This is a genomic window from Mesonia profundi (assembly GCF_031085155.1).
GTDB classification, from domain to species: domain Bacteria; phylum Bacteroidota; class Bacteroidia; order Flavobacteriales; family Flavobacteriaceae; genus Mesonia; species Mesonia profundi.
In genome coordinates this window covers 16,680-28,972 of sequence record NZ_JAVHUL010000002.1, presented here as the reverse complement: position 1 = coordinate 28,972, position 12,293 = coordinate 16,680, and the positions used below count along the sequence as shown (strand labels likewise).

Annotated in this window: 14 protein-coding genes; 3 read left to right on the top strand and 11 right to left on the bottom strand. The window is 36.3% G+C overall.

Going from position 1 to position 12,293, the window contains the following annotated elements; translation table 11 throughout:
* Window position 1 precedes the first annotated feature (1 nt).
* Window positions 2-943 (bottom strand): NAD-dependent epimerase/dehydratase family protein, encoded by a 942-nt coding sequence (locus RBU60_RS01220; protein WP_308862794.1) that lies wholly within the window; start codon window positions 941-943, stop codon window positions 2-4.
* Between the two features lie 140 nt (window positions 944-1,083).
* Between RBU60_RS01220 and RBU60_RS01215 the strand changes: the two genes are divergently transcribed.
* Genes RBU60_RS01215 through RBU60_RS01205 form a run of 3 tightly spaced genes read left to right on the top strand, consistent with a single transcriptional unit; the run spans window position 1,084 to window position 4,054 of the window.
* On the top strand, window positions 1,084-1,683 hold the full coding sequence (locus RBU60_RS01215; RefSeq protein ID WP_308862793.1) for a hypothetical protein: 600 nt from the start codon (window positions 1,084-1,086) through the stop codon (window positions 1,681-1,683).
* Window positions 1,680-1,925 carry a nuclear transport factor 2 family protein gene (locus RBU60_RS01210; protein ID WP_308862792.1) on the top strand — a complete coding sequence of 82 codons (246 nt, stop codon included), beginning with the start codon at window positions 1,680-1,682 and terminating at the stop codon, window positions 1,923-1,925. Before RBU60_RS01215 ends, RBU60_RS01210 begins: the two co-directional genes overlap by 4 nt.
* 50 nt (window positions 1,926-1,975) lie before the next feature.
* The gene (locus RBU60_RS01205; protein ID WP_308862791.1) at window positions 1,976-4,054 is read left to right on the top strand and encodes a M13 family metallopeptidase; all 2,079 of its coding nucleotides are present in this window, start codon (window positions 1,976-1,978) and stop codon (window positions 4,052-4,054) included.
* A 98-nt stretch (window positions 4,055-4,152) separates the two neighbouring features.
* Here RBU60_RS01205 and RBU60_RS01200 read toward each other — a convergent pair whose 3' ends face one another.
* From RBU60_RS01200 to RBU60_RS01155, 10 genes are all read right to left on the bottom strand, one after another.
* The gene (locus RBU60_RS01200) at window positions 4,153-5,076 is read right to left on the bottom strand and encodes a T9SS type A sorting domain-containing protein (protein ID WP_308862790.1); all 924 of its coding nucleotides are present in this window, start codon (window positions 5,074-5,076) and stop codon (window positions 4,153-4,155) included.
* A gap of 206 nt (window positions 5,077-5,282) precedes the next feature.
* Window positions 5,283-6,089: an NAD(P)-binding domain-containing protein gene (locus RBU60_RS01195; RefSeq protein ID WP_308862789.1), complete on the bottom strand. Its 807-nt coding sequence runs from the start codon at window positions 6,087-6,089 to the stop codon at window positions 5,283-5,285.
* Window positions 6,079-6,279, bottom strand: a complete 201-nt coding sequence (locus RBU60_RS01190) for a hypothetical protein (RefSeq protein ID WP_308862788.1) — start codon at window positions 6,277-6,279, stop codon at window positions 6,079-6,081. Before RBU60_RS01190 ends, RBU60_RS01195 begins: the two co-directional genes overlap by 11 nt.
* On the bottom strand, window positions 6,276-8,579 hold the full coding sequence (locus RBU60_RS01185; RefSeq protein ID WP_308862787.1) for a M28 family peptidase: 2,304 nt from the start codon (window positions 8,577-8,579) through the stop codon (window positions 6,276-6,278). Before RBU60_RS01185 ends, RBU60_RS01190 begins: the two co-directional genes overlap by 4 nt.
* A gap of 1 nt (window position 8,580) precedes the next feature.
* A complete protein-coding gene (locus RBU60_RS01180; RefSeq protein ID WP_308862786.1) occupies window positions 8,581-8,931 on the bottom strand; it encodes a hypothetical protein in 351 nt (116 codons plus the stop codon).
* A 254-nt stretch (window positions 8,932-9,185) separates the two neighbouring features.
* Entirely contained in the window at window positions 9,186-9,509 is a 324-nt protein-coding gene (locus RBU60_RS01175) for a type II toxin-antitoxin system PemK/MazF family toxin (protein ID WP_308862784.1), read from the bottom strand.
* Window positions 9,500-9,745 carry an AbrB/MazE/SpoVT family DNA-binding domain-containing protein gene (locus RBU60_RS01170; protein WP_308862783.1) on the bottom strand — a complete coding sequence of 82 codons (246 nt, stop codon included), beginning with the start codon at window positions 9,743-9,745 and terminating at the stop codon, window positions 9,500-9,502. Before RBU60_RS01170 ends, RBU60_RS01175 begins: the two co-directional genes overlap by 10 nt.
* Window positions 9,746-9,931: 186 nt before the next feature.
* Window positions 9,932-10,126, bottom strand: a complete 195-nt coding sequence (locus RBU60_RS01165) for a cold-shock protein (protein WP_308862781.1) — start codon at window positions 10,124-10,126, stop codon at window positions 9,932-9,934.
* A 104-nt stretch (window positions 10,127-10,230) separates the two neighbouring features.
* The gene (locus RBU60_RS01160; protein WP_308862780.1) at window positions 10,231-10,473 is read right to left on the bottom strand and encodes a hypothetical protein; all 243 of its coding nucleotides are present in this window, start codon (window positions 10,471-10,473) and stop codon (window positions 10,231-10,233) included.
* A 2-nt stretch (window positions 10,474-10,475) separates the two neighbouring features.
* On the bottom strand, window positions 10,476-12,248 hold the full coding sequence (locus RBU60_RS01155; RefSeq protein WP_308862779.1) for a chloride channel protein: 1,773 nt from the start codon (window positions 12,246-12,248) through the stop codon (window positions 10,476-10,478).
* Window positions 12,249-12,293 lie beyond the last annotated feature (45 nt).

Here is a 12,293-nt window from a genome sequence, read left to right as displayed (position 1 = left end):
CTTAATCGCGTAAACCTGCTAACATCGTTTTGGTCATCTTATCGATATCGTACTCATGCTTCCAGTTCCAGTCTTTTTGAGCTTGGGCATCATCAATACTTGAAGGCCAAGAATCGGCGATGGGTTGTCTAAAGTCTGGGGCGTAGTCAATTTTGAAATCTGGGATTTCTTTTTGAATACTTGCTGCCAATTCTTTTGGGGTAAAACTAATTCCGCCAAGGTTATACGAAGAACGAATCGTTAACTTGTCTTCTTCGGTTTCCATCAAAGAGATGGTGGCTTTAATAGCGTCGTCCATAAACATCATAGGAAGTGCAGTGTCCTCGCTTAAAAAGGAAGTGTATTTTCCTTCTTTTAAAGCTTCGTGATAAATCTCTACCGCATAATCTGTCGTTCCGCCGCCAGGCATCGTTTTATAACTAATTAAGCCTGGGTAACGAATACTTCTTACGTCTACTCCATATTTATTAAAGTAATATTCACACCAACGTTCTCCGGTTTGTTTACTAATTCCGTACACGGTAGTTGGTTCCATCACGGTGGTTTGTGGCGTATCAAATTTAGGCGTTGAAGGACCAAAAACAGCAATGCTTGAAGGCCAAAACACCTTAGCTACTTTTTTGTCTTTAGCTAGATTAAGCACGTTAAAAAGAGAGTTCATATTCAATTCCCAACCTCTCATCGGGAATTTCTCTGCGGTAGCGCTCAACATTGCTGCCATAAGATATACCTCTTCTACATCGTAATGCAAAACAATGTCTTCAATCGCTTTATAATTGGTCGCGTCTAAAACTTCAAAAGGCCCAGAAGACATTAAAGACGCGCTTCCTTCTCTAATATCACTTGCAATTACATTTTCATTGCCATGTTTTTCACGCAATGCTAAAGTAAGTTCTGTTCCTATTTGTCCGCAAGCTCCTATAATCAATGTCTTTATCGCCATAATGTGTTGAAATTTTAATTTATTTTACGCTTCTTTTATCGCAATTCAAAAGAACGACTTTTAAACCTTAATACAAAATTGAAAGCCTTAAATTGGGCTCCTTAAAAAAATCCGTATCTTTCGGCGATATTAACTTTTTTATGAAAAACCTTAAATCTCTATTTTTTAAGTTATTGTTTCTTCTCCCCATTGTTTTATGGACAGGTTGTAATGAAGAGGAAAAGCAGCAAAAAGCATTGGAAAGCTTTCAGGAGAAGAAAGCGGCTCAACTGAAAGAAAGTGTAAAAATAGCTGATATTATGAATGTTTCGCTTTCCGCGGAAGCGAGAGACAGCGTATCCCAATGGCCAGAATTTCTAACCTTCCAAAATGAAATCGCCGATATTCAAAATTCGAGTATTCAGGAAATTGTGAACAGCAGTAATAACTTAAAAGAAACCAGCGCGGGCTTAATCTCTACAATTCCGCCTATTTTTAGAGAAATCCCTATTAAAGCAAGGATCAATGTGCTGTACACCAAAGCCAGTGTGTTGGTACAAGAAACTTCAAAAACCAATTTTGACAATGCGCTCATTACTGAAGAGGCGAAAGAGTTGATGATTGCCTTTCAGAATTTAAAAACACAGCTGAATGAGGTCTTCCTCAAAACCTTGGAAGAATTTGAAGAAGAAATAGAAAAAAGAATCCAAACGCAAGACAGCATTCAGCAACTTGAACTTAAAAAAGACAGCATCTCATGAGAACGTTCACTTTTTTAATTCTTTTTGTAGGACTAAATTTCCAGCTTTCTGCGCAAAACGCACAGAAGCAGATTAATCGCGTAGTAGATGATTGGCATCAGGCTGCCGCCGAAGCAAATGATGAAGCTTACTTTTCTTTAATGACCAAAGATGCCATCTTTATTGGCACCGACCCTACTGAAAACTGGGAAAGAAAAGATTTTGAATCAAAATTTATAAAAAAACTAAAAACAAGACCATAACCTGTAACAATTTAACGAACACAATTACTAATACCTAAAATAATCAACTCATGAAAATAACAATTAAACAAAGTTTACTTGTGGCTGCGGCATCTTTTGCAGTTCTTTCTTGTAAAGAAGAAGGTTCTAAAACAGATAAAGACCTAGCACAAGCCGAACAAAAAAATCCCGGTATCGAATTAGAGTACATGGATACTTTAGTAAGTCCGAAAGACGATTTTTACAATTATGTGAATGGGACTTGGATGAAAGATACCCAAATTCCCGACGATAGAACTTCTTGGGGAGGTTTTCAAGTACTTAGACAAAGCACTGTAAAAGATGTTTTGGCAATTATTAAGAAAGCTCAAGATAGCGGCGCTTACGCTGCTGATACCGATCAAGCTAAAGCCATCTTCTTATTTGAATCTAAGCTAGATATGGCCGCTAGAGATAAGGCAGGTTTAACTCCGCTACAACCAGCATTAGAGAAAATCGAATCTATCAAGAGCGTTAGCGATTTGCAAGAAGTGATGGCTAAAAATCCTAACACGATTTCGAGTCCGTTTTTTGGTTTAGGAGCTTATTCTAATCCTTCAAATTCTGATATGAATTCTGCTTACCTTTCTACGGGCGGTTTAGGATTGCCAGATCGTGATTATTACACCAATACAGATAGTGAATCTAAAGAAATTAGAGAGGACTACAAAGCGCATATCGCTCGTATGTTACAACTTATTGGCGAGGAAGAAGCTTCAGCAAAAGAACAAGCCGATGCTGTTTTAGCTTTTGAAACGCGTTTAGCTACACCACGTTTAGACAAAGTGGAGAGTCGTGACTTTAGAAAATTCAACAATCCGCGTTCGATCGCCGAACTTCAAAAAATGGTTCCTGCTATACAATGGGAAAAGTATTTTGACGATTTAGGGGTTGAAAAAGATATTGATACGGTAATCGTAATGCAACCTAAATATATGAAAGAGTTGCAATCTATTTTAGCTGAAGGCGATATCGAATTGATCAAAACCTTAACGCGTTGGGCTACGGTAAATGATGCTGCTGGTATGTTGACAACCGAATTGGACAAAGCAAACTGGGACTTTTATAGCAAACGTTTAAACGGCGCTAAAAAGCAACTTCCTGCAGATGAACGCGCTTTATCTACGGTAAACAATACCATTGGAGAAGCTTTAGGACAATTATATGTAGATGAAAAATTTCCTCCAGAAGCTAAGGCAAAAGCCGAAGAAATGATTGCTAATGTGATTGCTTCTTACCAAGATCGTATTGAAAAATTAGATTGGATGAGCGATAGCACCAAGTTAAAAGCGATCAAGAAATTAGACAAGTTTACGGTAAAAATTGGATATCCAGATGAGTTTGAAGATTACTCCAAATTAGCAGTGAATAAAGAAAACGGATACTATGCAAATATGGTTGCCGTTTCTGACTGGAGTTATAAGAAAAATCTTTCTGAAATTAACGAGCCTGTAGATAAGACTAAATGGGGAATGTCTCCACAAACGGTGAATGCTTATTTTAACCCGATGTTTAACGAAATCGTATTTCCAGCGGCGATTTTACAACCTCCTTTTTACGATTACAAAGCAGATGCTGCTGTAAATTATGGTGGAATTGGAGCTGTAATTGGACACGAAATCTCTCACGCTTTTGATGATAGCGGAGCGCGTTTTGACTCAGACGGAAACTTAAACAACTGGTGGACCGATAAAGATTTGGAAGAATTCACTAAACGTGGTGAAAAGTTAGCCACTCAATACAGTGATATTGAAGTCTTGGATTCTGTTTACATCAATGGGAAATTCACCTTGGGAGAAAACATTGGAGATTTAGGTGGTGTTCTTGCTGCTTATGATGGTTTACAACGTTATTTTGACGAGCACGGAAGACCAGAAAAAATTGATGGTTACACGCCAGAACAACGTTTCTTTCTTTCTTGGGCTACCGTATGGAGAACCAAAGTAAGAGAGGAAGCTTTACGCTCTCAAGTAAAAACAGATCCGCATTCTCCAGGACAATACAGAGCTTATGTGCCTTTACAAAATGTAGAAGCTTTCTATAAAGCTTTTGATATTAAAGAAGGAGATTCTATGTATATAGCACCAAAAGACAGGGTTGTTATTTGGTAGTAATAGACTAGAGAAATATAATTAGACTTAGTTTCTTGTCCAAATTAATTTATTAACTGCTCGTAATTCATTGCGAGCAGTTTTTTATGCTATAAATCTCAATTCTTAATCAGTTTTTGGATAGTCTCTCTGTTTTTGCTTTTTACCTTTACAAAATACAGACCGCTTGGCAATTCTGCGATGTTGTAAAGTTCTTGCGGCAAAAAGCTTTTTATCAATCTTCCTTGCAGGGTGAAGATTTCTACTTGTTCATAGTTTTGTGTTGTCTCGATGTACAAATTACTAGTTACAGGATTGGGGTAGATTTTAATAGCTTTTAACTCGTGATTTTTAATATCAAAAAATAAATCACAATCATCTGAATAGGTAATGGAAAGTCCGCTATTATTAGTATAGATTACATTCCAGTTGGCATAAAGACCTTGTTCATTTTGTGCATCTACGGGATTAGTAACATTCACACATATATTTCCACAACATCCAAAATCATTAGTATCTCCTTCTAAATTTATATTTAAATTGATGGTATTTAAATCACTCCCTTTTAAATCTATAGTAGATAAACGACCTGTATCAAAACTCTCTATCACTTTTAAATTGGGATTGTTTCCTAAAAAAATAACATAAATTTCATTCATAAAATCAGTCCCAGTATTCGTAAAATACAATTCTTCTAAATTGGTTACTTCTGTGAGATCTAATACAGGGGCTACATCATAAATACCTCCCCAATATCCTATACCACTAACATTTAAAACTTTTAGAGAGGTGAAGCCTTTTAGACTTTTATTCCAAGAGACGCCTGTAGTTAGCGTCTCAATTGGCAAATGATTAGAGGTACTTAAATCCAAATGCGTAACTTGGGCGATATCTGAAGTAAGTACTTGCCCATTAACAATCCCATCACTATCGATTCCTAAATCGATTAAAGTTTTTTCAAAATTAGGATCAGTTATTTGAGTGGTTTGAGAAAAGCACGTTAAGCTGAACAAAAACAAAATTGCGGTTGTAATTTTTTGCATAAGGAATGAATAAGAAGTTAGTTATACTACTTAAAAATAGCTTTAAAAAGTAAGTATGTAATTTTTATTACAAATAATTAATTTTATACCGCATTTTAACTAAAATAAATTGTTTCCCGTATCGCAAACCTCGCTCAGATTTAGCTTTTCAACTCTTCATAAGACGAAAATGGTAAGCATGATTCTTATTAGCAAAGCTCTTAGAGTTATGGCCGATGTTGAAAAACAAAATCTAATGTTTTAGAGGTTTCTTTAGAACTTATCTGTTTTCCTTTAGAGGTTTCTTTGGTATTGAAATGAGGGGTAGCTAAGCCTTTTTCTTTCGCTTTCGCGGAATAATAAACTTCTCGGCTTGGATGATCTGGATAAACCCCGTGAAAAATTCCGGCAACGGGATTCTTCACCCATTGAAGAAGCAACTCTACTGCATCTTTTTGAGCAATCATATTTACTGGCGCTTGGGGATTCTTTACATTTTTTTTCCCCGCCAAGTATTTGGCAGGATGCCTGTCTTCGCCAACCAAGCCACCAAAACGAACTACCGCACTTAAAAAAGCCGCGTGGTTTTGCCAAAGTCCTTCTACAGCAATCAATTGTTGTGCTTTAAAAGAACTTCCATTTGGCTTATCGCTCTCACTAAAAACTGGGATGGTATCATCACCTTCAAAAACCGAAGTAGAACTTACATAGACCACATTTTTGACATCACTTTTTTCTACTTCCGTCAAGAAATTTTTCATTTTTTTTACAAAATCTTCATTCGGGTTGCGGCGCAATCCCGGCGGAATATCAATGATCAAGGTTTCAATATTACTAAGGAAATCTTTTGTATTTCCTGTTACTTTTTCTTCCGTTAAGGAAATAAGAAAAGACTGGATTCCTGCTTCTTCTAACTTTTCTAATTTACCAGAAGTCGTAGTCGTTCCTTTTACATCGTATCCTTCTTTTACTAGTTTTTGAGCTAAGGGAAATCCCAGCCAACCACATCCTAAAATCGCTATTTTATTCTTCATTTTTATGTTGTTTTTTTCTCCATTGAACATACGCAATCCCAACCCAAAAGAAAGAGTTGAAAACCAATAAGAATAGGAGACGTTTTATAGAAAATTCTGTTTCATAGAAAAAGTAAAAACACAGTTCGGTTAAGAGAGAAACGGGTACAGCTCCAAATAGAAATCCGTATTTAAAAAGGTATTCTTTCATTCTAAGCGTATTTTTTGTTTGGTGATGATCACGTCATTCAATACAAAAGGACGCGGCATCATCTTATCATTTCTGGGGGTAATATTCAAGGTTTTATGGTCGAGCAGATCATAACTAGCTTCATAGACTTTTAAAATCGGAGGAGAATTTGTGTTTTTTAACTTCAACGTCAACCTCAACGTATCTCGATCTACCGCATAATAGGTGAGTAATTTAGACGAAGTTCTGTTTTTATAATAGGGTTTTTGTTGTGAAGGCGTGCTTTTTCCGTTGACTTGTAACTCTTCTATAGTCTCTTGCTGATCTAGAAAGATTTCTATGCGCTTCACCTCTCGCTGCGGACTTATTTTCACCTCATATTCCGTAAAGATTGGCTGCTCACTTATTTTTTCTACCTGAATCTCTGCTGCAGAAACTTCTAGGTTTGGCGCTGCCGCGGAATGGGTAAATTGGCTTTGGTATTTACTATCAAACCTCACCGAATCCATTTGAACATTTTTCTCCCCAAAATAAGGCTTGGTATAATCATCTAAAACCAAATCGTAGGTATTCCAACTTGCTTTTTGAGTATCTGTTTCTAAGAGGTAAACCAAACTGTTGGGTTTGGGTCTCTCTTTAGTAAACCCGGATTTGCTATGCGCGACGATAAATAAAAATACCGCGAGTAAACCAAAGACAAAAACTCCGGCTTTTTTAAATTTTAAACTCGCCATAACCGGCCACAACAATCCGAAGATAAGAATGACAAACAAAGCACTAATAAATAATTTACTTAAGCCCAAACCTATAGGAAAAAACTGAACCAAAGGCACCAATAGAACCAGTGCAGGGATTCCCAAAACCAAATGTATAAAGGAGTTTCTCTGATTAAAAAGCAACAATACAAAAGAAGCCAAGCTAAAGAAAAACGGAATCATAAAATAAGCCGCGCCTTTGAGTACAAAAGCAATAAGCGTGAGGATAATGAGCCACAAAAAAAGAAAAGAAACCATGGCGCCTTTATTGGCTTCGGTAGTTTTTGGAGCGTACTTTCTATAAAAGTAACACAAGAAAGCTAAGGTCAAGGCAACGCCTACTCCAATATAAAAATGACCGTTAAACGGAAAATCATTGGCATTCTCCAACACCGAATCGTAAATTTTTGGAAGCACAAAAGTGATTGCGTAGGTAGTTAAAATCGCAAAGAAAAGAGATTTCAGTAATGGCCAGAATCCTTTGGTAACTTCAGATAAAAGAAGCAGTTTTTTTCTTGTTCCGTAAAGGAAAAAAACCAAAAAGAGAAGCCAAGCCAAAACGAGCATGGGAATGATCCAAGCAAAAGGATAATGCACTAGATCGAGTCCGAAGAAATTAAAATAAACTTCGTCCTTTTCCGCGTGAAGCGTATTTAAATCTAACTGAGAAAAGTAGGGCAGCAGCGCTTGTAAATAAGTGGCTTGATGTACCAAAGATGCTGTATCAAGATTCTGGGGCGTATCCAAAGCAGTATGGTAATCAAAATGATCGTCTATAAAAGCAAAAAAGAAACTCGGCGTATTGTTCACTTCCCTAAAAACGGTAGCATCGGTATCATTAGGTAGCTTTTTGTATACACTATACATTAAGGAAGTGGCTACAGGAAAACGCGGATTTGCTTCGGCGAAAGCCTGGATTAAATTAGAATTTCCGCTGTTGGTTTCTAAAATTGTATTGGAAGGACCGCCACTACCGCGGGCTTCAAAATTTAATACCAAGCCTATATTCCTGGCCCAAGGATGTTCTTTTACAAAGAGTCCCGCGCCACTTAAACCGACTTCTTCCCCATCGGTAAAACAAATGATTACATCATTCTTAGGCGGTGTATTTTCAGCTAAGAAAACCCGTAAACTTTCAAGAATTACCCCCACTCCAGAGGCGGCATCGCTAGCTCCCGGAGAAGAATGTACCGCACTATCGTAATGCGTCATCACCAACAACGCAGGCCGGTCAGGGTGGGTTCCTTCTATTTTGGCGATGATATTTTCTGGCGCCGTTATCACTCCGTTGTTATTAAAATCGTAGCCTTTTTGAGTTTGCACCGCGAGATCTAAATCTTGTAACTCCTGTACGATGTAATTACGCACTTCGCTGTGTGCTTTGGTACCAATCGCATGCGGCCGACTCCCAATTTCTTTGACATGCTTTAAGGCATTAGAAGTAGAAAAGGAAGTGTCATTATGATCTTCAAAATAAGTGGCTGATGGTTGCAGACCTACGATGCTAAAGTAGGAAATAAGCGCAAGGAGAAGGAGCACTAAAATACTGCTAATCGTAGTTTTCATCTTAATCTGTTCTCTTTACTAAAGCGTAATATTCGTTTTCTAGGGGCAAGTAACCTTGATCATATACAAAGTAATACACAGTGCCTTTTTTGGTGGTATAAATGCTGGTGACCAATTCAAAATCAAAACCTAAAGAAGAGAGTTTGGACTTGGTGGTTTTCGATTTTTTATCGGGGTTGAGGTCTTGAAGAATGCGGTAATTTTTACGCAATCGGTTATTGGTATTTCTTACTAAATTATTAGAGTCTTTATTCAACCGATTGTTATAGGCATTGCGACAGTAATCGCTGCAGAATTTTTTATCAATCCTGCCTACTATTCTTTCTTTACACTCTAAACATTCTTTTTGCATCACCTAAAGGTAATAAAATTAGTCGTGTCTGACTAAGAAAATAGACCGCTCTGCTATTAGAGATTAGATGTGAGACTAAATAAGCAATTCTCTTTTATATATGCTGAATTCTTTGAACTCATAAATACGAAGATTCTATATCGATTTTTTGTATGATTATTAGCGGATTAATAAAAAAAAATGACAACATATCAAAATTTAAAATCAAACCGAACCCCACCATTTATTGTAAGGTCTTGGTATTCGTACTTTTCTCAATCAACGAATGTTTCTCGAATAATCTCTTTACATCTTTTTATTTCTGATTTTGTTAATTGATCAAATCTTTTTAAAATACGTTTTTTGTCAATTGTCCGAATTTGGTCAATCGCAAGCATTCCATTTTTATTATTATGTTCGACGGCAACTCTTGTTGGATATTTTTTCAAGTTTGTTATCATTGGGGCTACAACAATCGTGTTTAAATACTTGTTCATTTCATTAGGTGAAACAATCACGCAAGGTCGAGTCTTTTTGATTTCACTACCAATTGTTGGGTCAAGATTGACAAGTACAATGAAATATTGTTTTAATTCCATTCTTCAAGATTTTCATCCTCAAAAACATCACTTAAAAGCAATTTATCATCGACATTTTCTCGCATCTTTTTAAATGCTTGTTCCCAGTTTTCCCGTGGTTTATCTATTGGTTTTAATATGATTTGTCCTTTTTCCAATATCATCTCCACTTTATCTTTAATATTATATTTTTCCAAAATAGTTTTACTCAAACGCAAACCTTTTGAATTTCCGATTTTTATTATTGACGCTTCCATAACTTTATATTGTGACTACAAAGTTATTACTTTTTATTTAATCCGCAACTCTTTTTGTATTATAGCTAACTCGCATTAAAGTGGTAATTCCTATTTAAAGGCGCTTAAACTTAAATAGATATGCTATAAAATAAAAGCACCACTTTAAAAAAAAGTGGTGCTTTGAAAATCAATACTAAATATGTATTAGTCGATGAGACGAACATTTGTCGCCGTCAATCCTTTTCTTCCTTCGCTTTCTTCGTATTCAACACGATCACCTTCATTTAGGTTTTCGGCGTCTAGACCTGAAATGTGAACAAAAATGTCATTTCCTGTGTCTTCGTTGGTAATGAATCCATATCCTTTAGACTCATTGAAAAATTTAACTGTACCTTCCATTGTAATAAAATAATATATTAATAAAGAACAAACCTACAATTTAAATTTGATTATTGAAATAAAAATAAGGTGAAAAAATTCAAAATTAATTGAGTGTGAGTGTTTTAATCTATGCTTTTGTCTCGCATTTTTTTAATATTCTCTGGGGTAAGCATGTAGTCTTTTAAATTTCTTCCTTTAGATCTGTAGTATAAAAATAAAGGAATCCAAACGAAAATTCCTGTTCCTAGAGAAGAACCAATAAGAATTCCTCCTAGTTTAAGATCAACTTCCGCTTGAGTTAGATAAATCCCAGTTCCTAGCGTTATGCTTATGGCAATAAAAAGTATTATAATAACATATTTCATTTCTAATAGGTAATTAATTTTCGGCGATAAGCCGTTAGCATTTTAGATTTAGATACAAAGCCAATATATTTTCCGTCTTTAATCACAGGCAAATTCCAAGCGCCACTACTCTGAAATTTACTCATCACCATTTGCATGTCATCTTTTCCGTAGAAAATATAATCAGGAGCATCGTGCATTAAAAACTCGACCAGAACCGTTTCGTGCAGAGAGGTATCAAACATCATCTCTCTAATATCGTCTAAGGTGATCACGCCCACTAATTCTTCTTCCTCATTTACTACCGGAAATAAATTTCTCTTCGATTTTACGACGGCGCCAAATAACATTTCTTTTAAAGTCATTTCTGGCTTTAGCTTGATAAAATTCTCTTCGATGATGCGATCTAATTTCAGCAAAGTAAGCACAGCATGGTCTTTATTATGCGTAATCAAGGCGTTGTTATCTTTTAATTCTTTGGTATATATATTACTATCGCTAAAGGCTTTAGAAACTACAAATGAAATTCCCACTACAATCATCAACGGAATAAATAACTCATACCCACCCGTAATTTCGGCAATTAAAAACATCGCGGTAAGCGGTGCTTGTAAAACCCCAGCCATAAGTCCTGCCATTCCCACCATGGTAAAATTACTAGAAGGCAAATAAAAACCGAGCTGTTTACAGATGTTTACAAAAAAACTTCCGGTAACGGCACCTAAGAATAAAACTGGCGCAAAAATACCTCCTACTCCGCCACTACCCAAGGTTACCGAAGTAGCAATAGGCTTGAGAAGAATGAGACCGGCAATCAAGAAAAGAATCACCCAAGAACTTTGTCCGCTATCTTTAAACAAAAACGTATCTAAAGCTTGTTCATAATTTTGAGCGATAAGATTGTTCATAAAGGAGAAGCCCTCTCCATATAAAGGCGGCACCAAAAAGGTAAGTACACCAAGAATTACTCCAGCAATAACCACTTTTACATAATCGTTTTTCACTTTACGGAAATGATCCTCGGTTGTAAAATAAATTTTAGAAAAATACACCGATACCAACGAGGCCAAAATTCCTAAAGCGACATAAAATAAGATGTTATTCAGTTCAAAATGCTGAATGTCTTTAAAGTCTACAATATACTGTTCTCCAATCACCCAGATTCTAGTCACTACAGCTGCTGCCGAAGCAAATAGTAAAGGTAATAAAGAAGCAAAAGTGAGGTCTAAGCTGAAGACTTCTATCGCAAACAAAATGGCGGCAATAGGGGCTTTAAAAATCGCCGAAAGCGATCCTGCTGCGGCACAAACCAATAATAATTTTCTGGTTTGAGTTTTCATATGAAAAAGCGACCCAATGGAAGAACCAAAAGCTGCTCCTGTAGCCACCGATGGTCCCTCCAAACCTACAGACCCTCCAAAACCTACGGTTAAAGGCGCAGTAAGCAGTGAACTAAACATATTTTTCCTACTTACTTTTCCTTCCTGCTTAGAGATGGAAAATAGAGCCATGGGAATCCCGTGGGCAACATCGCCTTTTAAAATATACTTCCTTACTAAAAGTGTTAGAAACAAACCAATAAATGGAAAAGCAAAATACCAATACGTATGATATGATTGAATGATACCTTCTTCAAAAACCGTACTGATAAAATGAGTAATGTTTTTTAAGGTCACCGAAGCTAAACCCGCAATCAAGCCTACCAATACAGATAGGATATAGACAAAGTTCTTATCGGAGATATTTTTATACCTCCACACTAAAAACTTAGTAAATGGTGTTCTCTTCTTTAACATTCGGTTGTTTATTCTTCAGCTAAAGCTAGCTAAAAAAATCCTGCG

Excerpts from the sequence above, each read along its gene's own strand:
- RBU60_RS01210 (WP_308862792.1), top strand. The coding sequence starts at position 1,680 with ATGAGAACGTTCACTTTTTTAATTCTTTTTGTAGGACTAAATTTCCAG.
- RBU60_RS01170 (WP_308862783.1), bottom strand. The coding sequence starts at position 9,745 with ATGGAAGCGTCAATAATAAAAATCGGAAATTCAAAAGGTTTGCGTTTG.
- RBU60_RS01220 (WP_308862794.1), bottom strand. The coding sequence starts at position 943 with ATGGCGATAAAGACATTGATTATAGGAGCTTGCGGACAAATAGGAACA.
- RBU60_RS01175 (WP_308862784.1), bottom strand. The coding sequence starts at position 9,509 with ATGGAATTAAAACAATATTTCATTGTACTTGTCAATCTTGACCCAACA.
- RBU60_RS01155 (WP_308862779.1), bottom strand. The coding sequence starts at position 12,248 with ATGTTAAAGAAGAGAACACCATTTACTAAGTTTTTAGTGTGGAGGTAT.
- RBU60_RS01160 (WP_308862780.1), bottom strand. The coding sequence starts at position 10,473 with ATGAAATATGTTATTATAATACTTTTTATTGCCATAAGCATAACGCTA.
- RBU60_RS01205 (WP_308862791.1), top strand. The coding sequence starts at position 1,976 with ATGAAAATAACAATTAAACAAAGTTTACTTGTGGCTGCGGCATCTTTT.
- RBU60_RS01165 (WP_308862781.1), bottom strand. The coding sequence starts at position 10,126 with ATGGAAGGTACAGTTAAATTTTTCAATGAGTCTAAAGGATATGGATTC.
- RBU60_RS01215 (WP_308862793.1), top strand. The coding sequence starts at position 1,084 with ATGAAAAACCTTAAATCTCTATTTTTTAAGTTATTGTTTCTTCTCCCC.
- RBU60_RS01185 (WP_308862787.1), bottom strand. The coding sequence starts at position 8,579 with ATGAAAACTACGATTAGCAGTATTTTAGTGCTCCTTCTCCTTGCGCTT.
- RBU60_RS01190 (WP_308862788.1), bottom strand. The coding sequence starts at position 6,279 with ATGAAAGAATACCTTTTTAAATACGGATTTCTATTTGGAGCTGTACCC.
- RBU60_RS01200 (WP_308862790.1), bottom strand. The coding sequence starts at position 5,076 with ATGCAAAAAATTACAACCGCAATTTTGTTTTTGTTCAGCTTAACGTGC.
- RBU60_RS01180 (WP_308862786.1), bottom strand. The coding sequence starts at position 8,931 with ATGCAAAAAGAATGTTTAGAGTGTAAAGAAAGAATAGTAGGCAGGATT.
- RBU60_RS01195 (WP_308862789.1), bottom strand. The coding sequence starts at position 6,089 with ATGAAGAATAAAATAGCGATTTTAGGATGTGGTTGGCTGGGATTTCCC.